We start from the raw sequence: 24,720 nt of genomic DNA on the forward strand, positions 1-24,720 counted from the left end.
GAAATGTGCAATAAATATATATAACCTTCTATGTGGTTTTCAGAGTACAAACTCTGACAGATTCAGTGGCGATAGCTACGAGGGTCCACCTGTTCCCATCTCGAACACAGTAGTTAAGCTCGTAAACGCCGAAAGTACTTGGCTGGAGACGGCCTGGGAGGATAGGAAGTCGCTGATTAAGCTAAAAGACACACCTAAGGGTGTGTCTTTTTTTTGTGTGTAACCTCTCATAGGTTATTTATATGAATTTAGAATGACCCATGAGGGGTTTTTCATTGAATCTAAAGAGCGGTTATGTTATCCTCAAATAGTATGAGTTATAATTTTATATTGTAAGAAGGTTCTTAATTATGTTATTAACAATAGGAAAACGCATAGTATGTGCCATCATTATTTGTGTTGCATTACTATTTATAGCGTTAGGAAGTATGTGGTGTTTATCATCACATTATAAGCTTTATGGTGTTCCCGTTTTAAATTATCATCAGGTTAACGATAAGTATCATTCTGCACTGACCCTTGATGTGGCACAGTTTAAGAAACAGATGGAGTACTTACATAACGAAGGGTATCATACGATTAGCCTTGATGATTTATATGCGTATGTGACAGAAGGCAAGGAACTCCCAGATAAACCGATTGTTCTTACCTTCGATGATGGTTATATCGACAACTATGAGGATGTTTTGCCTATTTTAGAGTCCTATGATATGCAAGCAACCATATTTATGATTAGCGATGCTGTTAATACAAAACGTTTTATGTCTATCAATGAATTAAAAACTATGGACGCTCATAAGTTTATTGTAGAAGGTCATACTAATCATCATAGTATTTTAACGCGCATTGATCCTTCTAAACTTGATAATGAAATCAAAGGTGGTAAGGATACATTACAGGCTTTCATGGGAAAACCCATCGATTACTTAGCGTATCCTGGTGGTTTCAATAATGCTGAAATTCAGCGCATTACTAGTGAAAGCGGGTATAAGATGGCTTTCACAGTCACACCAGGAACTGTGAAACCAGGCCAAAATTTATATGCGTTGCCAAGATTGGCTATATTCCAAGGTGATACACCGTATTTATCATTCTGGATGCGTTTGCGCTGCGCGCCATTTATTACTTATACATGGCAATTACGAGATACATTACGGGATAATGGATTTACAAAATTAGCTGGTTTGATACCATTGTTTTAGGAGGATATATGTCTCAAGAAGTTTTACATCGACCTATCAATGTGGCTGTCTTAACAGTTTCTGATACACGGACTATGGAAACTGATAAGGGCGGAAACAAGGTTCAAGAATTATTAGAAGCTGCTAATCATAATGTAGTAGCTCGAAAGATTGTCATCGATGATTACGATGAAATCCGTAATGCCATTATTCCTTGGTGTAATGATGCATCAATAGATGTGGTCATTTCTACAGGTGGCACCGGTATTGCCATGCGTGATGTAACTATTGAAGCCGTGGATTCTATTATTGAAAAGGCTATACCTGGATTTGGTGAAATTTTTAGATATCTTTCCTTTACGGAGGATATTGGTACCAAAGCTATTGCATCTCGTGCTGAGGCAGGTGTAAATTCGAATACATTAATTTTTTCCATTCCTGGTTCGGTGGGAGCCGTTACTCTTGGCATGAGTAAATTAATTATTCCAGAAATGCCTCATTTGGTGCGAGAAATCAATAAATAGATAGGCACGCACTGATTTACTATGCTATAATTGTATTGTAATTATAGAAGCTAACAGTACTGTATCAGGAGGATCTCCATGGCTTTTAAATTAAAAGGAAAAGAAGAAAAGTTTTTTAGTATTTTAGAAAATCATGCTGAACTTACCTATGAAAGTGCGGAAATGATGGAACGCGTTTTCAAAGGCGAAGTTTCTAAAGAAGAAGCATTCTTGGAAATTGATACAAAGGAAAAAGCTGCGGATGAATTAGTTAATGAAACAGTTGATCGCTTGCGTAAAACATTCATTACACCGATGGACCGTGAAGATATCCAATTGTTGATTGATCAATTAGATACAACACTTGATAATATCAAAGAAATCATGGATAAAATGGTTATGTATCATGTAGGTAAACCTAGTGATGGTGCCATTCGCATGAGTGAAATCGTCGTAAAATGTGTTAAACATATCAATAAATCTATCGGTTACATGGGCAGCCTTAAAAAGGACCATGTAAAGGTAGAAGGTCGTGTACATCAAGTGTTGAAACTTGAATCTGAAGCAGATAATATTTACCATGAAGAAATGGCGAAATTATTTACAGAATGTACAGATCCAATTGAAATTATCAAATGGAAGGAAATCTTAAGCTCCATGGAGGATGTAATCGATGGTTGCGAAGATTTGGTTGGTACATTCCGCCGGGTAGTATTGAAGTATGCTTGAGTCACATTACTTAGTTTGGCTGGTTGTATTTCTAGCCCTAGCATTCGACTATATCAATGGCTTCCACGATACGGCTAATGCGATTGCCACATCTGTTTCAACCCGTGCTATTGAACCTAAAAAAGCAATCATGATGACTGCAGCACTTAATTTTTTGGGTGCTATGGTGAGTACAGGGGTTGCAAAGACAATCGGTGGTGATATTGTTATGTCTCCATCGCTTATCAATAGTGGTATCATTTCAGCAGCCCTTATCGGGGCCATCGTATGGAATTTACTGACTTGGTACTGGGGGATTCCTAGTTCATCATCCCATGCACTAATTGGTGGTATCATTGGTGCCGTAGGCTGGTCAGTAGGTTTTGATGCTTTAAATGAATCAGGGATTTTAAAGATTTTCTTTTCTCTCATCTTATCACCATTAGTAGCAATGGTTGGTGGCTATATTATCATGAAATTGTTGCTACTCATCTTTGGTAGATTTTCGCCTATTGTTTTAAATGATAGATTTAGATCCATGCAAATCGTATCGGCCGTTATGATGGCTTTTTCACATGGTTCTAATGACGCACAAAAGGCGATGGGGATTATTACATTGACCTTACTTAGCGGTGGTTATATTGATACCTTAGATGTTCCATTGTGGGTTAAGTTGTGCTGTGCGACCGCGATGGCTTGTGGTACGGCTGTTGGTGGTTGGAAAATTATTTCCACCATGGGTACAAAAATCTTCAAATTAGAAACCATTAATGGTTTTGCAGCCGATTTAAACTCTGCTATTACTATTTTTACTGCTACATTCTTGCATTTACCTGTAAGTACCACACATGTTGTGAGTGGTTCTTTGTTGGGGGTAGGTGCTTCTAAGCGTATTAAAGCAGTAAACTGGGGCGTAGCGCGTTCTATGGTCATGGCGTGGTTTGTAACAATTCCACTATCGGGTATAGTAGCTGCCATTGCTTATGAAGTAGGACATCTTCTATTTGGCTAATTCTTTTAGAACTACATATAATAAATGAGAAGGACTATTAGTATCTTACTAATAGTCCTTTTTTGTGATATTAATTACAGTTTTATAAAACAATACCATTGCAGTATTGTTTTATATCGTTTATACTAAATGTAGTAATACGTAGACGTTGTTATTGGAAAAGGAGTGCTTATGAAATTAAATCAAGCCACGGACTATGCGTTTCGCATGATTTTGCACATGGCGATGTTACCATCTGGTCAGAAGGTAACAGGAGGTGTATTGGCTGAGCAAGAAATGATTCCAGAACGTTTTTTGCTTAAGATAATGCGCAGCCTTATTGCAGCAGGAATCATGAAATCCTTCCGCGGGGTGGATGGTGGATTTGCATTAAATCGTGAGCCCAAAGATATTTCCATGCTCGATGTGATTAGAGCCGTTGAGGGGGATACGTATTTACAGCGTTGTTTGTATGATGTCGGTTCTTGCTCAAAAGCATGTATGGGCCAATGTGCAGTTAATGAAGCTATGTCTGTTGTACAAGCTGAACTTGTAAGACAGATGGAAAGTGTGACTTTCGATAAATTAGCTGTGCGCGAAAAAGAGATTTTAGAGACCATGAATCCTTGTGTATCTCATGCGTAACGATGTAAGACATTCATCAAGTGTGTATTTTTGAGTCAATTCTAAGGAGGAAAAGACATGTTTGAAGCACTGGATTTAGCACGTTTACAGTTCGCGCTAACATCTATCTATCACTGGCTATTTGTACCGTTCACATTGGGAATGACGGTTATCGTAGCCATTTTAGAATGGACCTTTGTAAGCACCGCTAAAGAAGTTTACCAAAAAATGGCAAAATTCTGGGGTAAATTATTCTTAATTAACTTTGCCATGGGTGTTGTAACAGGTATCGTTCAAGAGTTCCATTTCGGTATGAACTGGGCTGAATATTCTCGTTTTATGGGTGATATTTTTGGTGCCCCACTTGCCCTTGAAGCATTAATGGCATTTTTCTTGGAATCTACATTTATGGGCGTTTGGATCTTTGGTTGGGGTCGCTTATCTAATAAAGCGCATGCTGCTGTGGCAACATTAGTTGCATTAGGTACCAATTTATCCGCATTCTGGATCCTTGTAGCAAACTCTTTTATGCAACATCCTGTAGGCTATGTAATTCGCAATGGTCGTGCGGAAATGGAAAACTTCGCAACCATCGTATCTAATGGTTATGTACCTGGCCAATTTGCTCATATTGTATTAAATGGTTCCATGACAGCAGGTGTCATCATTATGGCTATCAGCGCATGGCACTTGATTCGTAAGAGCCATGTTGATTTCTATAAAACCTCTGTAAAATGGGGTATGGTAATTACCTTAATTGCTGGTACATTAGGTGCTTTTGCAGGTCATCATCAAGGCCAATATATTACTAAAGAACAGCCTATGAAAATGGCAGCTATGGAAGCTCTTTGGGAAACTCAAGATCCAGCTCCATTCTCTTTGGTAGCCAATATCGATACAAAAGCACAACAAAATACAGGTGCCATTGAAATCCCTGGCGGCTTATCCTTCTTAACACAAAACTCCTTTACATCTGGTAAGGTAGAAGGTATTAAAGATTTACAAGCTAAATCTGAAGCTCAATATGGCCCTGGTAATTACATTCCAGATGTGCCTGGTATTTTCTGGACATTCCGCATCATGGTAGCTGCTGGCTCCATTATGTTGTTAGTTGCTTTCATCGGCTTGGTATTAAATGCTAAAGGTAAACTCGTAGAGAATAAAACATTCTTGAAAATCATTTTCTGGATGTTACCATTACCTTACATCGCTCAATCCACTGGTTGGTTTGTTGCAGAAGCAGGTCGTCAACCATGGCTTGTATATGGCCTTCAATTGACTGCGAATGGTGCTTCTAAATCCGTTACAGCTCCTGAAATCATGACTACTATCATTGGTTTTACAGTGATTTACATCTTGGCTGCTATTGCTGCATTGTATTTAGCTGTAGAGCACATTAAAAAAGGTCCTGATGGACAAACAATTTACCATGTAGAAGAAAAAGAGGAGGCAAGATTATGGAACTAATTATGAATAACCTTAATGTGATCTGGTTCATCTTGCTTTGTGTATTGTTTGCAGGTTTCTTCTTCTTAGAAGGCTTCGACTATGGCACAGGTATTCTTCTACCAGTCATTGGTAAAACTGACGTTGAACGTCGTCAAATGATTAATGCATTAGGTCCTATTTGGGATGGTAATGAAGTATGGATGATCACTGCTGGTGGCGCATTATTCGCATCCTTCCCTCATGTATATGCTACATTGTTTAGTGGTTTCTACATGGCATTGTTCTTAATGCTTGCTGTACTCATCATGCGTGGCGTTGCTTTTGAATTCCGTTCTAAAAGTCCAAATCGCACATGGCGTAAAGTGTTTGACTATTGTATTTTCATCGGTTCTATCGTTCCTGCATTATTGTGGGGCGTAACAGTAGGTAACTTAATCCAAGGTACACCTATTGATGAAACGATGACATATGTTGGTACATTCTGGGATTTACTTAGCCCTTACACTGTATTATGTGGTGTTGCTTTCGTTTTAGTGTTTACATACCATGGTGGTTTGTTTACATCTATTAAAACAGCAGGTCCTATCTCTGAACGTGCACGTGCAGCATCTCTCGTTACAGGTGTACCTACTGCAATCGGTGTAATCGCGTTGATTATTGCATCCTATGTATGCACTGATTTGTACAGCTCTATCTTAGCTACTATTTTCTGTGCCTTAGCTGTTGTTTGCTTCCTTATTTCTTGGGCTGCAGCACGTACGCGCAATACAAAATGGGGCTTTGTATTTAGCTCCCTTTCCGTTATTTTGATTACGGCTACATATTTTGCAGGTCTATTCCCTCGTATTATGGTATCTTCTTTGAACCCAGCGTGGAGCTTGACCATTACAAATGCATCTTCCTCTGAATATACCTTGGCATTGATGACTGCTGTTGCAGTGGTATTTGTACCAATCGTATTAGCATATCAAATTTGGGTATATTGGACATTCCGTCATCGTGTAACAGAAAAAGATTTACATTATTAATATAGGATCTTTTACTAATTGTGAAAGTTTGAGCCCTTTTGTGAGGCGTGCTGTAGCGGCACGCCTCATTTTTATGGTAAGATGAATGTAATATTGATAAAATTAGATTTAAAGGGGGTTAGATATGATACAGAAAACGGCACTTCGCGTTATTAAAAGTAAAAAGCTCATATTATTAGCACTGATTGTTTCTAGTATCTTACAAAGCCTTGCCATAGTAGGACAAGCCTGGTTTTTTGCCATATTAATTAACAATTTGATCTTTTTAGAACATACCTTAGTCGATGAAATGAATACCGTTGTATGGTTATCGGTATTTGTAAATTTACGGCTATTATTTTCCTATGTGCAGGAAGTGTTAGCGTCGAATCTAGGACATACGGTAAAATCGGCGTTACGTAAGGAGGCTCTTGCCCATGTGTTCAAGTTAGGCGTGCAGCGTGGTGAATCACAGGGCGATACAATTCATCTCATTACAGATGGATTAGAACAAGTGGATGCCTATGTATCCAAGTATATACCGCAGATGATATATGCTATTGTCATTCCTCTCGTTATGGGCATTGCTATTATTGATACTATGCCCATCATCGGTGCCATATTGATTGGTACGGTTCCATTGATTCCTCTGTTCATGATCCTAATTGGTAAACAAGCGGAAAAGATGAATCAAGAACAATGGGAACGGATGAGTTTATTATCAGGCCACTTTTTAGATGTATTGCGTGGTATTACAACATTAAAGGTATTTGGTCGCGCAAAAGAGCAGATACAAGTTATTAGTCGTTTATCAAATGAATTTAAGGATTCCACATTACGCGTGCTACGCGTGGCATTCTTATCTGCTCTAGTGTTGGAGTTGGTCAGTACCATCAGCACTGCTATTATCGCTGTATATTTAGGTCTCACTCTGTTAGAGGGCAGTTTGGAGTTTCTATATGCCTTCTTTATTTTGTTGTTAGCGCCAGAATTTTATACTCCATTTAGACAATTAGGCGCTGCGTTTCACACTGGTATGTCTGGTAAAACAGCACTGGCTAAATTTGATGCCTTTATGAACATGCCTATTGCATTACCGCAAGGTGGTTCATATATATTACAAGATTCTATTGAGTCTATACAGCTAGAGAATTTAACCTATACATATCCTGAAACAAGCAATGGCATTCGTAATATTAGTTTACAGGTATATCGCAATGAGCCTATTATGCTCGTTGGTGAAAGCGGAGCCGGTAAATCGACGATTGCACGAATCATAGGCGCATTTTTAGAAGCGCCACCTCAGAGTGTGTATGTCAATGATGTGGATCTTTCTACATGCTCTATGGAATGGTGGCGTACGCAAGTAACCTATGTGTCTCAAAAACCGCATGTTATAAATGGCACATTGAGAGATAATATTGCTTTTGGAAAAACTGTAAGTGATGATGAGATTCTAGAGGCCGCAAAACAGGCAGAATTACAAGATGTAATCGATGATAAGGGATTGGATTTTCTTATCGGTGAATCTGGTATGGGTCTTAGTGGCGGCGAGTTACAACGTATTGCGTTGGCACGTGCGTTTTTATATGGCGGACAAGTTCTAGTATTAGACGAAGTGACGGCCCATTTAGATGTGAATACAGAGGCTAAAATTAGCTGTGCATTGCAGCGTTTGATGAAGGATAAATTAGTTATTCTTGTAGGACATCGCATTCAAACTATGCAATGGGCTTCTAGATTGTATGTATTGCGCCAAGGTGAAATTGTAGAGAGTGGAACCTATGAATCTTTATTGGCACACAATGGATATTTTAAAGCCCTTGTGGATGCAGGCACAGGTTCATTTGTCATGAATGACGATATAGATGAATCTGATGTGTTACATCTTACGAAATCAACACCAGAAAAACAACGTGAGTATAAGATGCATCAGCCACAATGTGAATCCAACCTCGCAAGATATAGTGATTTTGAGGGATGGAAGCTATTATTCTCTGTATTGAAGCCCGCTCGATGGTCATTGGTTCTTGCCTTGATATTTACCTTTTTGACGGTATTTATGAATGTAGGGCTATTAGGTGTATCCTCTTGGTTACTCGCATCTGCCGCATTACAACCTGGGATTACTTATTTGAGCCTCGCTATCGTAGGAGTGCGATTCTTTGGGATTAGTCGCGCTGTATGCCGCTATTTTGAACGGTATACATCACATAGAATGGCGTTTCAAGGGCTGTATGGATTACGTGTTTGGTTTTATACCTATTTAGAGCCATTAGCACCGGCCATATTTAAACGATGGGGGGCTGGAGATATGCTGGGCCGGATTATGGCAGACATAGAGGTGCTTCAGTTCTTCTATTTGCGCACCTTAATTCCACCCTTGGCAGCTATTATACTGACATTGTTGGTCTCCTATGGGGTAGGAACCGTAGATGGTAGACTATCGGTACTTGTATGGTCTGCCGCATTAATAACTGGTGTAGTTGTGCCTTATATGGTATATCGGTATCATCGGATATCATTAGAGACGATTAGTGAGGTACAAAGCCGTTTTAAATCTACCTTAAGTGATACATTGGAAAGCATCGAAGATATCATTAGCTATCATAACGAAACCTTGGTTATGGACCGCATGATGCGGGCCGTAGATGATGTAGAATATCATAAGAATCGTATTTCTAAGGGGATGAACTTAGGAAACATCATATTCATTGGTATTGTACAAATTGCGGTTATTCTATCGGCTATTTTAGCAAGTAGTGTGTTAACAGGGCCTTGGGCGAGCGTCATGGTCGTAGTATGTGCCATCGGTATTCAAGCATGGTTTGAAGCATTACAACCTTTGATTGTATCCTTTCATCATGGATATGAGAGTTTAGTTGCCATTCGTCGGTTATTACAAATTAAGCATGCTCCATTACCTGTTGACGATAAAGGTCATATAGTGCTGACATCTATGGACACCATATCGTTAAAACATGTAAATTTTGCTTATGAAAGTGCGCCCCCTATATATGAAGACCTATCCGTACAGATAGAGAAAGGTCAAAATATTGCTATAGTTGGTGCTAGTGGTTCTGGTAAGACTACATTATTTTCATTACTAGAACGTTTATATGACTATGATGGATACATTATGGTCGGTGGTAATGAGTTAAAGTCGATTGATACTGCATCATGGCGGAATATGTTAGGGTCAATTACCCAAGATACCTATATTTTCCATGCTACGCTAGAGGATAATATTCGTCTTGCGAATCCACAAGCCGGAGCGAATGAGGTGAACGCTGCTGTAGAGCATGCTATGTTGTCAGATGTGGTTCAGAGGTTGCCTAAGGGGTTACGAACCATTGTGGGCAGTGGCGGTGTGGGCCTTAGTGGCGGTGAACGTCAGCGCGTTGCTTTAGCACGGTTATTTTTAAAAAATCCTGAACTTATATTGCTCGATGAACCTTTGGAAGGACTCGATCAGGTAACACGGCGAAAACTGCATGAAGATATTCTTGCTTTCACAAGAGAAAAGACCGTTTTGTATATTACACACCAATTAGAAGGTTTAGAGCTAATGGATCGGATTCTTTTTATGGAAAAAGGCCATATTGTAGAGGATGGAACATTTAGTGAGTTAATTGCGAAGAAAGGCCGTTTCTATGCATACTGCCGACTTACAATGGCTAGTGTGTAGCTGCTATGAATATAACATATGGTCTGTTATCTACGCGTAAATCTCGAAAAAACACGTGAATTATGATATAATTACACTGTTTGAGATATATAAATATTGTGAGTGTGCATATATTGGAGCGACTATGACAAAAATCTTCACCAAGTTACGCGCTATGGTGGATGACGCATTAAATGAACGTTCTCCTATTATTGAACAGGATACGACACTTATGACTGCACCTGTGGAACGAGAACTTTTTGATCATAGAATTCTCTATATTGAAGAGGACATGGTCAATCGGATGCTCCGCGCTGCATTTCGAAACCATTGGTTAATTTACTCTGTAACCTTTGAGTTTGAACCAAACAATCAAGTGTTTCTCTCCATTATCACTAAATGGGGGAATGTGATTAATGTGGAATTTACCATCGAGGATGTATGGTTTGATGACTATTCATCTTCCTTTGCTATTAAGTTAGATACAGCTAATATAGATACGGGTGGATTTATATTAAATTCGATTCTCCATCTGTTAGGCAATTGGTGCCTTAGTTTGTTTGGCATATTCTTTAATCCTATTGCCATCGGACACTTAGGGTCGACGGTGCGATTTGAGAAAAAAGGGATTATTCAATTTGACTTGGTTCCCAATTCTAGAATTAAGAAATTTATCCCCTTACCTGAACGTCATGTAGGTAGTACAGGACCTGTTTTGCTGGGGAATCCAAAGACTGGTCAGTCTGTATTGCAGTTAGACTATTATGCATTCCATGATCCGGTAGATACGTTTACAGTTCCTGATGTGCCAACGCGAACCAGTTGGGTTAGATCTATTGATATTGCAGCTGTATTATTATTGCCAATCGGTGTATGGATTACATTTATAATTCTTCATCACTATTTGCCAACTGAAACATTAGAGTTTTCGTTTTCTACATATTTCTTAATTTCTTTAGGGATTTTTATTATATCCTTCTTGGTAATGAATATCCCAAGATATGTATATATGTATGTAGATTCTAGAAAACAATGGCAAAGCGCCTTTGTCCATAATAATATTAAAATTCAGTTGCGTAAGTTACATCGTCGAATTTTCATGCAACAAGCTTCGCTGTCTTCAGATTGCGATGAATGTGTAGCCTGTCAAAGTCAAGAGCGTATAAAACAATTGTTGTTACAAATTCGTGATAAACGATTCCTTGCTAATCGTTTAAAAATTGCTGATGATGATCGTGCTAGAAAACAAAAGGTTAAGTTTATCATCGCCTATATTGGTTGTACATTAATAGAATTAATGTTGTTGATGAACTAGCTAGAGATTGAAAAAGGCTGAGCCTCGTGGCTCAGCCTTTTGTATTATCGTTTTTTACGTCGTTTCCGCACTTTTTTTCGAACTTCTTGTTCGTCTTGTCTAGACGGTACTGTTATTGGTTGTGTCTTTGCAGGTTCTTGACTCATAAATGGAGGATAGCCATATTTATTGGGTTCCGGTTGCCCTGGTAATACCCAAAATAGAAAGCCAATAATCCATACAAATAAATCTAATAAATAATTTAGAGGCGTTACTGCGGAATAGGTATTGATAAAGATAATAATAGCGGCCCATAGAATGCCGGCCCAACCATTAAATCCAATATCGTGTATACGCCGTGTAAATAATGCACAGGCAAGTGGAAATAACATAGCTTGTAATGCACCTACAAAGATGCGCGTAGCCCAATATGCAGGTAATGTAACGATGTAGTCTATTAATCGTTCTTCGATGATATCTACTGCGTAGAAGAGTATCATCAATGCTATGAACAATATGAAAAATTGCAGCCTATTAAAACGCCCAGAAAGGTTAAATATGGTATAGCCCTTTCGTCGTCCCTGATATGCTATACCAAAACCTACCAAGCAGATTAGTACAGTTCGTAGAACCGGATATAATAAATCCATGAAATCCCCTTTATAAAAATAAACATAACGTATATTTTCTATGTGTTTAAGTATATCATGAACGGGCTAATTGGACAATTTCAACGCATTATTTGGATAGAATAGTTAATTCCGGTAATACGAGTTCAAAAGCAATGCCATATTTCATGGATTTTACATTATCGACCGTTGCTTGGATTGATTTTGTTGTAAAGTTCATGGCTAGTTGGGCTGCTTCGTGGGCTGTATAGCCGCGCATGATAGCCCCAGATAATACAGATGTAAAAATATCCCCAGTGCCTGTTGCTTTCACAGGAATGAGTGGTGTTGAATAGGTCGCTAAGGTATCGGTTGTGCCCTCGTATACAGCAATGGTTGCATGTGTATCAGAAGGAACGCTAGTCATAATGACGAGCTCAGGGCCTAACTGATGAAGCTTTTGGCACATATCGTGTAATTCATTATCTGAAATAGGGTTTGTAGAGAATGGTTTATCTAATAAAAAACAGGCTTCTGTAAAATTAGGTTTGACGATATGCGCTCTAGAAATAAGATGTCGCATAGCTTTTACCATATCTGATGTATATATAGAATAGAGGCGTCCATCATCCGCCATGGCAGGGTCGACAATGACCATTTTATTTTTACCGAAGCGATTAATTGCTTCCTCTACGAGATGGATTTGCTCTGGTGATGCCAAGAATCCACTGACGATGGCATTAAAATCAATTTCATTCTTTTCCCAACAATCCATAAATGCCGTTAAATGATCAGATAAATCAACGATTTCAAAATAGGGATATTCTAAATGGTTACTCAATACGGCTGTTGCTAATGGCACTGCCTGGCACCCAAGGGCACTGATAATTGGTAGCATAACCGTTAGAGAGCAACGTCCGATGGAACTCATATCTTGTATAGTTAGTATTCTTGGTACTGTAGTCATAGAGACCTCCTCAATATAGTATACTTGTATTGTACTGTATTCGTTAAAACCTGTAAAACGATTGGAATAATAGAAAGCCCATGTAATGCATGATATAATATGAAGAATAGATGAGTTTTTAATAGATGTAATTTAAAAGAAATAAATAAAAAATAAAATATTTATTACAATATTAAATCTATACCTTTAAATTTATAGTCATAATATAGTATAATAATATAGAAATTTTATTGTATGGAGGAGATTAGAATGGCAAGGTATGTTTTACGGCGCATAGGTAGCGCACTTGTTATACTATGGGTAATTATTAGTATTACCTTCGTTTTAATGCATGCTATACCTGGTGGACCTTTTACGAGTGAGAAAAAATTACCGCCTCAGGTTAAAGCGAGTATAGAAGCAAAATATCATTTAGATGATCCATTGTGGAAACAATATACTGATTATATAGGTGGTGTTGTTACAGGAGATTTGGGGCCTTCTTACAAATATGAAGGTCGCTCCGTTAATGATATCATCGGCGAATCATTCCCTATATCAGCCCAATTAGGACTTTTAGCTCTTTGCGTTGCCATCGTTGGCGGCATTGCAGCAGGATCTATTAGCGCAATGCGACCTAACGGTATTGTGGATTATGCAATTACATTTGTGTCCACATTAGGCATTTCGGTTCCTACATTTATTATTGGTGCTGTTCTTGTCTATGTGGTCGGTTTTGAATTAGGTTGGTTGCCAGTCGCATTATGGCGTGGACCATCATATATGATCTTACCTGTACTCACATTGGCGGCACAGCCTATGGCATTTATTGCGCGTTTAACGCGTAGTGGATTGCTTGATGTATACCAACAGGAATATATTCGTACCGCACGTGCGAAAGGTCTTGGGGCGTGGACTATTTTATTTCGACATGCCTTAGGAAATGCGATTTTACCTGTTATTACGTATATTGGCCCATTGGCGGCTAGCCTCCTAACAGGTAGTTTTATCGTAGAAACAATCTTTGCCATCCCTGGTTTAGGTCAGTATTTTGTAACCTCCATTTATAATCGTGATTATACGGTTATTCTTGGTGTAACTGTATTTTATAGTACATTAATTGTAGTCTTGAATATTATTGTTGATATGATTTATCCGATTATTGATCCTCGGGTAACAACAGAGAAGGAGCGTGCGTAATGGATAGAAATGATTTTTTACCTATTGAACGCGATACGAATATTCGAGAATCAACATTTATCGTGCGTCCAAATTGGTGGCAACGATTTAAGGTAAATCGATTGGCCGTAGTTGGCGCTGGAATTATAGCGGTTATGATTGTACTCGCAATCTTTGGCCCTTTGATTTCGCCGTATACCTATGCGGATCAATCCTTGATCGATGCGAACCAAAGCCCTAGTTTAGCCCATTGGTTCGGTACCGATACATTGGGACGTGATATCTACACTCGCGTTATGTATGGGGCCCGTATTTCCTTGACGATTGGTATCGTGGCCGCTTTATTAAATCTTGTAATCGGTGTTATTTACGGCGGTATTGCAGGTTACTTTGGTGGTAAAACAGATAGAATTATGATGGCTGTTGTCGATGTATTATACGGCATTCCATTATTGTTATATGTTATTTTATTGATGGTTGTCATTGGACCAGGTCTTACATCAATCTTTATTGCATTAGGTATTGCTTATTGGCTTAATATGGCCCGTATTGTGCGCAGTCAAATTGTGAAAGTTCGAGAAGAGGAATATATTATCGCTGCCGAAACAATGGGGATTCCTAAATGGCGTATTTTATGGCGTCATATTTTACCAAACTGTGTAGGCCCTATTATTATTACCTTAACATTAGCGATTCCAGATGCTATCTTTACGGAAGCTTTTTTGAGCTTTATTGGCCTTGGCGTTAATGCACCGATGGCAAGTTGGGGCGTATTAGCCTCTGATGGGATTAGTAGTATGAGATCTTATCCATTTCAGTTAATTTTTCCTGCATTGGCCATCAGCATTACCATGCTTGGATTTGTATTCTTAGGCGATGGATTGCGCAATGTATTTGATCCAAAGGAAGGGGATAGATGATGAGTGATATGTTAGTCGATGTACGAAACCTATCCATTACCATTGATACCTTTAGAGGACCGTTGCGCATCATACGCAATCAAGACATTACGCTTCGTCGTGGTGAAATCCTTGGCATAGTAGGTGAGTCCGGCTGTGGTAAATCGGTTATGGTTAATTCTCTTATGGGATTATTGCCAGAAGGTCGTACTAAAATAAAATCTGAAAAATTTGAAATTGATGGCGAAGATTGTCAAGACTATGTAGAAGAAGATTGGAATGAATTGCGTGGCACAACAGTAGCCATGGTATTTCAAGATCCTATGACTGCTTTGAATCCTATCTTGACGATTGGAGAACAAATTTATGAGGTCATCCATCGTAGCAATGCTTATGGTGATGATTATGATGAAAAGGCGATAGCTCTAGATCTATTGAAGAAGATGGGCCTATCTACACCAGAAAAGCGTTTGACTCAATATCCGCATGAGTTGAGTGGCGGTATGCGTCAACGGGTATGCATTGCCATGGCTGTTGCAGGACGTCCTAAAATTTTGATCTGTGATGAACCGACGACCGCATTAGATACAACAACAGAGGCTCAAATTTTACGCCTCATGCAAACCTTGGCCGTAGAAGCAGGGATAGGGATTATATTTATTTCTCACAATTTGCGCGTCATTGCCCAATTATGTGATCGTGTAATGGTTATGTATGCCGGTAAATGCGTAGAATCTGCAATGGTAGAGGACTTATTTAACGATCCACGTCATCCTTATACAATCGGCTTATTGATGTCATTACCTCAAGGGAAATGGCATGGTGAGTTGAAAGCTATTGAAGGACAACCGCCTGATTTATATGAATTGCCACGTGGTTGTTCGTTTAATCCTCGTTGTAAATGGGCGATGCGCATATGTGGTAAACGTATACCTATGGTATCGAATATCGGTAATAATCATGAATATACATGTTGGTTAGCAAAGTTGGAGGGACTTTAATGGGATATATTTGGGAAACACGCAATCTCGTTAAAAACTTTACCCTTTCTGGCGGATTGTTTAGACCAAAACAAACGGTACATGCTTTACAAGGTGTGAGTCTCCATCAAGAGGAAGGCGAAACATTAGGTATTGTTGGTGAGTCAGGATGTGGTAAATCTACATTTGGTTATACCTTGATGGGCATACATCAGGCCACGTCAGGTTCTATTTATATGAATAACATTGAAATCAATCCGTATATTCATAAAGATATAACACGGGATATGATGCAAATGGTATTTCAAAATCCCTATGCATCACTGAATCCGAGATTGAAGATAAACAGAATTTTAGAAGAGCCATTAGAGTTAAATCCTAATTATACGCCACGCGATCGGGTTATTCGGGTTAAAGAGGTACTAGAACAAGTGGGACTCGACATGGCCTATGGCGAGCGTTATGCTCATGAATTATCCGGTGGACAACGCCAAAGAATTGGCATTGCAAGGGCTCTTATTATGCAGCCTAAATGCATTATTCTTGATGAACCTATTTCTGCATTAGATGTGTCTATACAAGTTCAAATCATGACATTATTAGAACGATTGCAGGCCTTATATGGTATTTCATATCTCTTTATTTCTCATGATTTACCGATGGTGCGCTATATTAGTCATCGCATGGTAGTCATGTATTTAGGGGCCGTTATGGAAGAAGGGCCGGCGCTTGATATTTATGAGTTTCCTCAACATCCATATACGAAGGCGCTTACGACCATGATTGGTCCAGTTGTTCCGCGGGCACCAATCGGTGCGCCATTGCACGGTGAACCAGCGAGTCCATTACATCCTCCTAAAGGTTGTCTATTTAGTGACCGTTGCCCAGATGTTGAACGTAAATGTTTGGAAGAACGACCACCGCTTCGTGAATGGGCGGACCGTAGAATTGCATGTTGGCATATTTAATGGGGTAAATTATGGAACAGTTAATCGTAGGGAAATCCTTAGAAATGCAATTGGCAACAGTATTAAATACATTGCCACCAGCTGCGACCGTATCCTATATGGTAACGCGTCTTAATGAAGGGGAGGAAGCTACCATAGTGGCTTCTTCTAAGGAAACGATTGTCCATATTGGAGCCAGTATGGTGAAAACGCTGATTTTGGAGTATGTATTTCACTTAGCAGCACAAGAGCAGCTTGATATTAATGATACCATTGCATTGCACCGCAGCCCGCGCGTTGAAGGTGCAGGAGCCTTGATGGAATTGGCGGGCAATCATAGCTTTAGTTATTTAGAGCTCTGTCGTTTGATGATGGTACTCAGTGATAATTGGGCTACTAACTTATTGATGCAAGCATTGGGCATGGAAAATATCAATGCTCGGGCTGAACAATTGGGCCTTGAACATTTTGAAATCAATCGGATGATGATGGATTTTAAAGGAGCACAAGAAAATCGAGAGAATTATATTACTGCCTTAGATATGACTAAGTTGTTACATCATATATATGAGTTGCGTCATACTATATATGGCCATGAAATGTGGAATATTCTCGGACGTCAACAGTTTAGAGATATTTTGCCATTTCACTGGGGGGAGGACGTTATGTTCCACCATAAAACAGGGTCATTAGATTGTATTGAACATGATGCGGGGATTATAGAAACGATGAATGGAGATTTTTGCTTCGTTCTGTTGATGAGTCATTTACAAAATGACAAAGCAAAACAATTAGGAGCTCAAATGGGGCTCATTATGAAAGAATTTGTAGAGGATGCATTACCATGATGGATAAACGTAAATTGCTTAAGCTCGTGGTACTAGCCTTTGGTGTAAGTATATTGTTGCTTGTTTTTGGATATACTAGTGGTCCTAAGATTGTTGATGAGCATACGATACGATATGTATTGGAACAAGAACCGACAACATTAGATCCGGCTAAATCTAGTACGTCACCGGAAGCGACTGTACAATTACAATTATTTGATGGATTGGTTCGCTTAGATGATAAAGGAGAACCAGAGGCTGCACTAGCGAAACGTTGGACCGTGTCGGATGATGGCACGACATATACATTCCATTTGCGACCTGATTTGAAATGGTCCAATGGAGAACCTTTAACGGCTCATGATTTTGAGTACGCTTGGAAGAGAACACTGGATCCAGATACAGGTGCTGATAACGCCTATATGTTATATGTGCTAAAAAATGGGGAAGCTTTCAATAATGGTAAGGCTGACAGAGATGATGTTGGCGTAGAAGCTGTTGATGATGATACATTAGTTGTTACATTAGAACATCCAACGGCATATTTCTTAAAATTATTGGCCTCCCATGGCTATTACCCAGTATATAAAAAAGCTGTTGAAAGCAATGAAAATTGGGGCAATAATGCGGAAACAATCGTTTCCAATGGCCCTTATAAATTGTTGAGCTGGCAGCACAATGGCGAACTTAATTTCGTGAAAAATGAAAATTACTGGGATGCTGATGAAGTAGTTACCAAAACGATGAATTGGCCTATTAGTGAATCGCAAAGTACACGCCTTACTCTTGTTGAAGGGGGCGAAGCGGACATGATGGTTGAGCCTCCTGTAGCCGATCAACAACGACTCGAGGAAGCTGGACTATTACATATAGGCCCAATGCTCGGTAACTATTATTACTTGTTTAATGTGAAAGCAGAACCTTTCACAAATCCTGATGTACGGAAGGCATTTTCTATGGTTATCAACCGTAAGGAAATTGTAAAGAACATCGTCAAAGGCGGTAAGGAAGAAGCGTATGCCTTTGTCCCTTATGGCATGCTTGAAAGCAATGGTACTGATGATTTCCGTGAATCGGGAAGTTATCTCGTATATGAGGATGTAGAGCAAGCTAAAGAGCTTATAAAAGAGGCTGGTTATGATGAGAAACATCCATTGCCTCCAATTACGATTTTGTACAATACTAGTGAAATGCATAAGGCAATTGCAGAAGCTATTCAAGCTACATGGCATGAAGCCTTTGGCGCTGATGTGAGATTGCAAAATCAAGAAACCAAGGTATTCCTCGCTAATCGTGAGGCTGGTAAATACCAAGTGGCTCGTGCATCATGGGTTGCTGACTATGGGGATCCACAAAACTTCTTAGAAGTATTTTCTGCTGAAGATAATGATAGCCAGTACCATAATGAAGATTATAATGAGCTTATTGCACGAATCCGTAGCACACCTGATAGTGCAGAACGGGATGCGTTGATGCATAAAGCAGAACGCATGATATTTGATGAATCCTTAGTGATGCCGTTGTACTTTACAACGCAACCATATGTGACTAATGGAACAATTCAAAACTATTTCTGGACCGTACTTGGTCAAGTAGACTTTAAAAAAGCATATAAATAAGATACACTAAAGACGTACGAATTGTACGTCTTTTTTGTATATTTCTCTTTATCTATGTACTTGGTACAAATTATTATATAGATAAATAATGCATATATGTGAGGAATTATGGAGTGGAAATTTCCAACGTGTTTGCAGAAGGGGATGACCATTGGTTGTATAGCCCCTGCTAGCAGCAGTGATGAATCCCTGGATACAATACAACAGATATGCCAGCAACATGGCTATCAGATTATATTTGGTGAATCCTGCTATCGTAAAGGTTTGTATGGTGGCACCCTTGAAGAGCAGGTTGATGAATTTCAATGGATGATGACAGAGGCCCCTTTTGATGCGGTGCTGGCATTGCGGGGCGGATATGGCACGATGCGGTATATAGATTGCATTGATTACAAAGCTATTCGTGAACATGGGAAGCCATTTATTGGATATAGTGATTGTACGGCTTTACATATGGCTATCAATCGTTATAGTCGTCTAGTAACCTATCATGGCCCAATGGGGGTTGATTTTACAGAAGCACGTAATGAAGATATACATCATTTATTTGAAACATTGGAAGGGCGACTTAGAGTCATTGAACCGCTACCGGAACCACCGCGAGGGGCCATCGGTACAGAACTAGGAGATGGCATATTGCGCGGTGGAAATATGACCATGCTATCTATGCTGTGTGGAACACCCTATTTTTTAGAGGATGAAAGTATAGAGGATACAATTCTATTTATAGAAGATATTGGCGAGGCGCCATATAAGCTAGACCGTATGCTACAACAATGGAGGTTATCTGGTTTATTAAGCCGTATAAAGGGCATGATGATTGGTACCTTTACAGATTGTGAAGGTGATGATGACGAATCCGATTATGATATAGGGTATGAGGCTCTCCGTTATATGGAGGAACATCGCCAGTCAAACTTACCAGAACCATTCGTATGCTATGTGCCAACAGGGCATGGTGCGCCACATCAAACATTACCGTTAGGTGCACATGTATATTTTCGATATATCTCTAATACGATTGTATTGTCGACTTATACGAATCAACATAGATCATAAAGAATTTTAGAGGAACCATAGATGAATTTAAAGGAACGGGAATCGAGAGCTTGTGCCATAATTGATGGTATACAAGATGAGTTAAAAAGGATTTCGTTATTTTTACATGATAATCCAGAACTGGGGCAGCATGAAGATCGTGCTGTAGAAACAATTAGTCGCTATATGGCACAGCATGGGTTTGATACGGCCGTAGGCCTCACAAAACGATCAGAGTTACGCACGGCTATGAGAGCCGACATAGGGTTAGAACGATTACATAAACTGGCATTTTTAGGAGAGTATGATGCACTGCCAGAATTAGGTCATGGGTGTGGTCATAATTTGATTGCCATTATGAGTATGGGCGCAGCCATTGCATTTAGCCAAACGTGCCGAGATACGTGGGGGACTACGTTTTTTGGATGTCCTGCAGAGGAGACCATCGGTGGTAAGGTATATATGGCTGAAGAAGGACTCTTTAAAGGCTATGATGGGGCTCTTATCATTCATCCAGGCGGTGAAAATGAGGTGGGCGGTACCTCCCTAGCTACCCATCCTTTAGAGGTGATCTTTCACGGTAGGTCTTGTCATATTGCGTCACTTACAGACTCTGGCGTCAATGCCTTAGATTGTGCGGTAGATTTATACCAATCCATTAAGACCATGAAAATCGATACATTTCCGAAAGGTGCTATCGTAGGTGCCATATTTACACAGGCTGGTACGGCCCCAAATGTGGTAACAGATACGGCCACATTACGCATGACCGTACGCGGTGCTACGGTAGCTGATTTGGAAAATATTATTTTGCCAGCCATTAAATCTAAAGCGCAGAGGATTGCTATGGACTATGGCGCAACTGTAGAAATGCACCATTATGAACCTTTGTTTAAGGATATGAGGCAGGATGAACGTTTACTATCTTTATTTGATGAGGTAATGACTGACTTTGGTGAAAGCCCACGAAAATTACCACCCAATGAGGCGGATGGTAGTACCGATGTAGGTAATGTATCCTATGAGGTACCCACTGCACAGCCAACATTGAATATAGGTGATCATCTGGAGGCTCATACACCTGAGTTTGCTTGTGCAGCGGGTTCGGAGTATGGATTGAGTCAAGCTATTAAAGGCGCTAAGATTATGGCCATTGTTGCCTTGCGGTATGCAGAACTAGTAAATGCCTAAATTTTGACATATCTAGGGCATCAAGGTACAATGAATATATTAATTAGTGTGAACTAAGCCGTCTTATGCAAGACGGCTTTTATTCCGATGGAGATAGATAATGAGTGTATTAACGGTATCCCATGTAACTCATGGCTTTGGGGCTCGACAAATATTAGATGATGCATCGTTCCGACTGTTAAAGGGGGAACATGTAGGTTTAATAGGTGCTAATGGAGAAGGGAAATCTACCTTCTTAAATATTATTACCGGCAAATTGCCACCTGATGAAGGCAAAATTGAATGGTCTAACCAAGTAACGGTGGGGTATTTAGATCAGCATGCAGTACTTGAAAAGGGCATGACCATTCGCGATGTATTGCAACGCGCCTTTGATGATTTGTATGTGATGGAATCTAAGATCAATGATGCATACAATATAATGGGTGATGTATCAGAAGATGAAATGAATCGCCTATTAGAGCAAGTTGGTGAGTGGCAAGAAATCTTAGAGCAACGTGGATTTTATGAGATTGATGCGGTCATTGAACGAACAGCACAAGGGTTAGGCCTCATGGATATTGGGTTAGATCGGGATGTGTCGGAGTTGAGTGGTGGACAACGTACAAAGGTATTATTGACAAAGCTATTGCTTGAGAAACCGACCATATTGTTATTGGACGAACCGACAAACTACTTGGATGTTGAGCATATTCATTGGCTACAAAATTATTTACAGAATTACGAAAATGCCTTTATTTTGATCTCTCATGATATGGAGTTCTTAAATTCTGTCGTTAATGTAATTTACCATATTGAACAAGCCGTTCTTACACGCTATACAGGTGATTATCATCAATTCCAAGCTGCCTATGAAGTGCAAAAGGCACAAGCTCGCAAAGCTTATGAACGACAACAACAAGAAATCGAGCGCATGGAGGATTTTATCCAACGCAATAAGGCGCGCGTTGCTACGCGTGGCATGGCGAATTCTAGAGCTAAGCGTTTAGAGAAAATGGAAATTCTTGAAAAACCGAAGGAATATATCAAACCGTCCTTTGGCTTTAAAGAAGGTCGTACGCCTAGTCGTTTTATCGTGGAAGCCTTTGGTCTTGAAATTGGGTATGATGAGCCACTTACAAGACCGGTGGACTTTCAAATAGAGCGGAATAAAAAAATTGCCATTCGCGGTGTCAATGGTTTAGGTAAGACTACATTGCTAAAGACCATTTTAGGTTTATTGAAACCTGTAAGCGGCGAATTGGTGAAAGGTGATTTCCTCGAAGTCGGCTATTTTGCGCAAGAGGATACACCATCTAATTCAGAAACTGCGTTAGATTATATTTGGAATGAATATCCGGCCATGACAAATGCTGAAGTTCGTGCAGCGCTTGCGCGATGTGGATTGACAAATGAGCATATTACTTCTCAAATGCGCGTTCTATCTGGCGGTGAAAATGCGAAGGTACGTCTCTGTAAATTGATGCAGAAGAAATATAATGTTCTTGTTCTTGACGAACCGACAAATCACCTTGATATATATGCTAAGGAAGAATTGGCCCGGGCTTTGCGTGATTTTAAGGGAACTATTGTCCTCGTTAGTCATGAACCAGAATTTTATGAAAGTTGGGTTACCGATATTTGGAATATAGAGGATTGGACAACGAAAATCGTTTAGGAGGGCCTATGAATCAACTTGCAAAAGAAGGGATAGAGCAATTTTTGCGTGCCCTATCCGTTGATACAAAGGCGCCAGAGTTAGAAAAAACACCGACCCGTGTAGTGGAATTGTATGAAGAGTTGTTTTCTGGTGTCGGAAAAAATACAAAAGAACTCTGGGGGGAATTGTTTTCTACGGACTACAATGGTTTAGTAGCCGTTACAGACATTCCATTTTATTCGATGTGTGAGCATCATTTACTGCCATTTTTTGGTACAGTAGATGTAATATATCAACCACATAGTGGTTGTGTAGCTGGCTTAAGTAAGTTTAATGATGTAATTACGGTATTAAGTAGAAAGCCACAATTACAAGAACGCTTGACGAGAGAAATCGCCGATGCAATCGAGCATGATTTATCCGCTGAAGGTGTTTTTGTACGTCTTAAAGCAACACAATTATGTATGTTGATGAAGGGGACTTTGCAACAAGGCTCGCAAGTGGTTACCATAGAGAGTAGAGGCCTATTAAGGGAGGCAAGCTCTTTGCGAGATGAAGCATTGGCTATGTTAGGAGGCACAGATGTATAAACGTAGACAATATACTTGGAGTGATGGCAAATCATTACGTTTATTTGACCGCACATTAATTATGGGCATTTTAAATGGCACACCAGATTCTTTTTCCGATGGAGGCCAACATAATACACCAGAAACTGCAGCAGAATGGACTCGCCAAATGATTCAAGATGGGGCGGATGTAATTGACTTAGGCGTAGAATCTACGCGACCTGGATGCACTCCATTGAGCACTGAAGAGGAAATTGAACGACTCAGTCTGTTGCTTGATTCTGTTTTGGATGCATCTACTGTTCCTGTATCCATCGATACATACCATGCTAAAACAGCAGATTATGCATTTTCTAAAGGCGCTCATATTCTAAATGATGTATGGGGATTGCACTATGATCCTGACATGGCCGCTGTAGCAGCAAAATATAAGGTGCCTGTCATTATCATGCATAATAGCAATGATACAAATTACGATGATATCATTGAAGATATGAAGGCTTATTTCTTCTCCGCCGTTGATAAAGCTTTGAAAGAAGGCGTGCAACCACAAAATATCTGGCTTGATCCAGGCATTGGATTTGGGAAAACAGAGGAGCAAAATATTGAGGTATTGCAACGGTTAGGTGAAATTACGGCCTATGAATACCCTGTGTTATTGGCGCCAAGTAGAAAACGCTTCATCGGCACGATGCTTGGTGGACTTCCTCCAGAAGAACGCGATGAAGGCACAGTTGCAGCGTGTATTACCGGTGTTTTCCAAGGCGTTGACATGGTGCGTGTACATAATGTATTAATGCATAAACGTGCACTTGCTGTAGCAGACGGATTGTTGCGAGGCTAATAAGGAGTTT

The 24,720-nt window shown here is 39.7% G+C and carries 22 protein-coding genes and 1 rRNA gene; 21 read left to right on the forward strand and 2 right to left on the reverse strand.

Annotated elements, in window-relative coordinates:
* The first annotated feature begins 61 nt into the window (after positions 1 to 61).
* The 10 genes from rrf (at position 62) to O3617_RS06415 (ending at position 11,445) form a co-directional block, all read left to right on the forward strand.
* Positions 62 to 178, forward strand: a 5S ribosomal RNA gene (rrf, locus tag O3617_RS06370).
* A 172-nt stretch (positions 179 to 350) separates the two neighbouring features.
* Positions 351 to 1,202 (forward strand): polysaccharide deacetylase family protein, encoded by an 852-nt coding sequence (locus O3617_RS06375; RefSeq protein ID WP_371449202.1) that lies wholly within the window; start codon positions 351 to 353, stop codon positions 1,200 to 1,202.
* Positions 1,203 to 1,210: 8 nt separating this feature from the next.
* On the forward strand, positions 1,211 to 1,705 hold the full coding sequence (locus O3617_RS06380; RefSeq protein WP_371449203.1) for a molybdenum cofactor biosynthesis protein B: 495 nt from the start codon (positions 1,211 to 1,213) through the stop codon (positions 1,703 to 1,705).
* Between the two features lie 78 nt (positions 1,706 to 1,783).
* On the forward strand, positions 1,784 to 2,413 hold the full coding sequence (locus tag O3617_RS06385; RefSeq protein WP_005375274.1) for a DUF47 domain-containing protein: 630 nt from the start codon (positions 1,784 to 1,786) through the stop codon (positions 2,411 to 2,413).
* Complete coding sequence (locus tag O3617_RS06390; RefSeq protein WP_205096729.1) at positions 2,406 to 3,404, forward strand: inorganic phosphate transporter; 999 nt, start codon at positions 2,406 to 2,408, stop codon at positions 3,402 to 3,404. The genes O3617_RS06385 and O3617_RS06390 overlap by 8 nt, the downstream gene beginning before the upstream one ends.
* A gap of 171 nt (positions 3,405 to 3,575) precedes the next feature.
* Positions 3,576 to 4,028: an Rrf2 family transcriptional regulator gene (locus tag O3617_RS06395; protein ID WP_005375284.1), complete on the forward strand. Its 453-nt coding sequence runs from the start codon at positions 3,576 to 3,578 to the stop codon at positions 4,026 to 4,028.
* Between the two features lie 57 nt (positions 4,029 to 4,085).
* The gene (locus tag O3617_RS06400) at positions 4,086 to 5,474 is read left to right on the forward strand and encodes a cytochrome ubiquinol oxidase subunit I (RefSeq protein WP_371449204.1); all 1,389 of its coding nucleotides are present in this window, start codon (positions 4,086 to 4,088) and stop codon (positions 5,472 to 5,474) included.
* Complete coding sequence (gene cydB / locus O3617_RS06405) at positions 5,465 to 6,484, forward strand: cytochrome d ubiquinol oxidase subunit II (RefSeq protein ID WP_316065339.1); 1,020 nt, start codon at positions 5,465 to 5,467, stop codon at positions 6,482 to 6,484. The genes O3617_RS06400 and cydB overlap by 10 nt, the downstream gene beginning before the upstream one ends.
* Positions 6,485 to 6,608: 124 nt before the next feature.
* A complete protein-coding gene (gene cydD, locus O3617_RS06410) occupies positions 6,609 to 10,151 on the forward strand; it encodes a thiol reductant ABC exporter subunit CydD (protein WP_371449205.1) in 3,543 nt (1,180 codons plus the stop codon).
* 124 nt (positions 10,152 to 10,275) lie between these two features.
* Complete coding sequence (locus tag O3617_RS06415) at positions 10,276 to 11,445, forward strand: hypothetical protein (RefSeq protein WP_371449206.1); 1,170 nt, start codon at positions 10,276 to 10,278, stop codon at positions 11,443 to 11,445.
* A 44-nt stretch (positions 11,446 to 11,489) separates the two neighbouring features.
* Here the strand turns inward: O3617_RS06415 and O3617_RS06420 are convergent, their stop codons facing one another.
* Positions 11,490 to 12,074, reverse strand: a complete 585-nt coding sequence (locus tag O3617_RS06420) for a DUF805 domain-containing protein (RefSeq protein ID WP_371449207.1) — start codon at positions 12,072 to 12,074, stop codon at positions 11,490 to 11,492.
* An 88-nt stretch (positions 12,075 to 12,162) separates the two neighbouring features.
* Complete coding sequence (locus tag O3617_RS06425; protein WP_371449208.1) at positions 12,163 to 12,999, reverse strand: pyridoxamine kinase; 837 nt, start codon at positions 12,997 to 12,999, stop codon at positions 12,163 to 12,165.
* 249 nt (positions 13,000 to 13,248) lie between these two features.
* On the opposite strand from O3617_RS06425, the gene O3617_RS06430 reads away from it, so the two are divergent.
* The 11 genes from O3617_RS06430 to folP all read left to right on the forward strand — a co-directional run bounded on the left by O3617_RS06430 (position 13,249) and on the right by folP (position 24,710).
* The gene (locus O3617_RS06430; protein ID WP_371449209.1) at positions 13,249 to 14,178 is read left to right on the forward strand and encodes an ABC transporter permease; all 930 of its coding nucleotides are present in this window, start codon (positions 13,249 to 13,251) and stop codon (positions 14,176 to 14,178) included.
* Positions 14,178 to 15,077, forward strand: a complete 900-nt coding sequence (locus tag O3617_RS06435) for an ABC transporter permease (protein ID WP_371449210.1) — start codon at positions 14,178 to 14,180, stop codon at positions 15,075 to 15,077. Before O3617_RS06430 ends, O3617_RS06435 begins: the two co-directional genes overlap by 1 nt.
* Positions 15,074 to 16,057, forward strand: coding sequence for an ABC transporter ATP-binding protein (locus O3617_RS06440; RefSeq protein ID WP_371449211.1), 984 nt, complete (start codon positions 15,074 to 15,076; stop codon positions 16,055 to 16,057). The genes O3617_RS06435 and O3617_RS06440 overlap by 4 nt, the downstream gene beginning before the upstream one ends.
* Positions 16,057 to 17,004 carry an ABC transporter ATP-binding protein gene (locus O3617_RS06445; RefSeq protein WP_371449212.1) on the forward strand — a complete coding sequence of 316 codons (948 nt, stop codon included), beginning with the start codon at positions 16,057 to 16,059 and terminating at the stop codon, positions 17,002 to 17,004. Before O3617_RS06440 ends, O3617_RS06445 begins: the two co-directional genes overlap by 1 nt.
* Positions 17,005 to 17,015: 11 nt before the next feature.
* Complete coding sequence (locus O3617_RS06450; protein WP_371449213.1) at positions 17,016 to 17,831, forward strand: serine hydrolase; 816 nt, start codon at positions 17,016 to 17,018, stop codon at positions 17,829 to 17,831.
* On the forward strand, positions 17,828 to 19,429 hold the full coding sequence (locus O3617_RS06455) for a peptide ABC transporter substrate-binding protein (RefSeq protein ID WP_371449214.1): 1,602 nt from the start codon (positions 17,828 to 17,830) through the stop codon (positions 19,427 to 19,429). Before O3617_RS06450 ends, O3617_RS06455 begins: the two co-directional genes overlap by 4 nt.
* Before the next feature lie 108 nt (positions 19,430 to 19,537).
* A complete protein-coding gene (locus tag O3617_RS06460) occupies positions 19,538 to 20,488 on the forward strand; it encodes an LD-carboxypeptidase (RefSeq protein WP_371449215.1) in 951 nt (316 codons plus the stop codon).
* A gap of 21 nt (positions 20,489 to 20,509) precedes the next feature.
* Positions 20,510 to 21,658, forward strand: coding sequence for an amidohydrolase (locus tag O3617_RS06465; protein ID WP_371449216.1), 1,149 nt, complete (start codon positions 20,510 to 20,512; stop codon positions 21,656 to 21,658).
* Positions 21,659 to 21,758: 100 nt separating this feature from the next.
* Complete coding sequence (locus O3617_RS06470; protein WP_371449217.1) at positions 21,759 to 23,315, forward strand: ABC-F family ATP-binding cassette domain-containing protein; 1,557 nt, start codon at positions 21,759 to 21,761, stop codon at positions 23,313 to 23,315.
* An 8-nt stretch (positions 23,316 to 23,323) separates the two neighbouring features.
* A complete protein-coding gene (gene folE / locus O3617_RS06475; RefSeq protein ID WP_371449218.1) occupies positions 23,324 to 23,887 on the forward strand; it encodes a GTP cyclohydrolase I in 564 nt (187 codons plus the stop codon).
* Positions 23,880 to 24,710: a dihydropteroate synthase gene (gene folP, locus O3617_RS06480; RefSeq protein ID WP_371449219.1), complete on the forward strand. Its 831-nt coding sequence runs from the start codon at positions 23,880 to 23,882 to the stop codon at positions 24,708 to 24,710. Before folE ends, folP begins: the two co-directional genes overlap by 8 nt.
* Positions 24,711 to 24,720 lie beyond the last annotated feature (10 nt).

Origin of the sequence: Veillonella sp. 27098_8_77 (assembly GCF_041431535.1) — a bacterium.
Taxonomy (GTDB): Bacteria; Bacillota; Negativicutes; order Veillonellales; family Veillonellaceae; genus Veillonella.

Excerpts from the sequence above, each read along its gene's own strand:
- O3617_RS06375 (WP_371449202.1), top strand. The coding sequence starts at position 351 with ATGTTATTAACAATAGGAAAACGCATAGTATGTGCCATCATTATTTGT.
- O3617_RS06380 (WP_371449203.1), top strand. The coding sequence starts at position 1,211 with ATGTCTCAAGAAGTTTTACATCGACCTATCAATGTGGCTGTCTTAACA.
- O3617_RS06385 (WP_005375274.1), top strand. The coding sequence starts at position 1,784 with ATGGCTTTTAAATTAAAAGGAAAAGAAGAAAAGTTTTTTAGTATTTTA.
- O3617_RS06390 (WP_205096729.1), top strand. The coding sequence starts at position 2,406 with ATGCTTGAGTCACATTACTTAGTTTGGCTGGTTGTATTTCTAGCCCTA.
- O3617_RS06395 (WP_005375284.1), top strand. The coding sequence starts at position 3,576 with ATGAAATTAAATCAAGCCACGGACTATGCGTTTCGCATGATTTTGCAC.
- O3617_RS06400 (WP_371449204.1), top strand. The coding sequence starts at position 4,086 with ATGTTTGAAGCACTGGATTTAGCACGTTTACAGTTCGCGCTAACATCT.
- cydB (WP_316065339.1), top strand. The coding sequence starts at position 5,465 with ATGGAACTAATTATGAATAACCTTAATGTGATCTGGTTCATCTTGCTT.
- cydD (WP_371449205.1), top strand. The coding sequence starts at position 6,609 with ATGATACAGAAAACGGCACTTCGCGTTATTAAAAGTAAAAAGCTCATA.
- O3617_RS06415 (WP_371449206.1), top strand. The coding sequence starts at position 10,276 with ATGACAAAAATCTTCACCAAGTTACGCGCTATGGTGGATGACGCATTA.
- O3617_RS06420 (WP_371449207.1), bottom strand. The coding sequence starts at position 12,074 with ATGGATTTATTATATCCGGTTCTACGAACTGTACTAATCTGCTTGGTA.
- O3617_RS06425 (WP_371449208.1), bottom strand. The coding sequence starts at position 12,999 with ATGACTACAGTACCAAGAATACTAACTATACAAGATATGAGTTCCATC.
- O3617_RS06430 (WP_371449209.1), top strand. The coding sequence starts at position 13,249 with ATGGCAAGGTATGTTTTACGGCGCATAGGTAGCGCACTTGTTATACTA.
- O3617_RS06435 (WP_371449210.1), top strand. The coding sequence starts at position 14,178 with ATGGATAGAAATGATTTTTTACCTATTGAACGCGATACGAATATTCGA.
- O3617_RS06440 (WP_371449211.1), top strand. The coding sequence starts at position 15,074 with ATGATGAGTGATATGTTAGTCGATGTACGAAACCTATCCATTACCATT.
- O3617_RS06445 (WP_371449212.1), top strand. The coding sequence starts at position 16,057 with ATGGGATATATTTGGGAAACACGCAATCTCGTTAAAAACTTTACCCTT.
- O3617_RS06450 (WP_371449213.1), top strand. The coding sequence starts at position 17,016 with ATGGAACAGTTAATCGTAGGGAAATCCTTAGAAATGCAATTGGCAACA.
- O3617_RS06455 (WP_371449214.1), top strand. The coding sequence starts at position 17,828 with ATGATGGATAAACGTAAATTGCTTAAGCTCGTGGTACTAGCCTTTGGT.
- O3617_RS06460 (WP_371449215.1), top strand. The coding sequence starts at position 19,538 with ATGGAGTGGAAATTTCCAACGTGTTTGCAGAAGGGGATGACCATTGGT.
- O3617_RS06465 (WP_371449216.1), top strand. The coding sequence starts at position 20,510 with ATGAATTTAAAGGAACGGGAATCGAGAGCTTGTGCCATAATTGATGGT.
- O3617_RS06470 (WP_371449217.1), top strand. The coding sequence starts at position 21,759 with ATGAGTGTATTAACGGTATCCCATGTAACTCATGGCTTTGGGGCTCGA.
- folE (WP_371449218.1), top strand. The coding sequence starts at position 23,324 with ATGAATCAACTTGCAAAAGAAGGGATAGAGCAATTTTTGCGTGCCCTA.
- folP (WP_371449219.1), top strand. The coding sequence starts at position 23,880 with ATGTATAAACGTAGACAATATACTTGGAGTGATGGCAAATCATTACGT.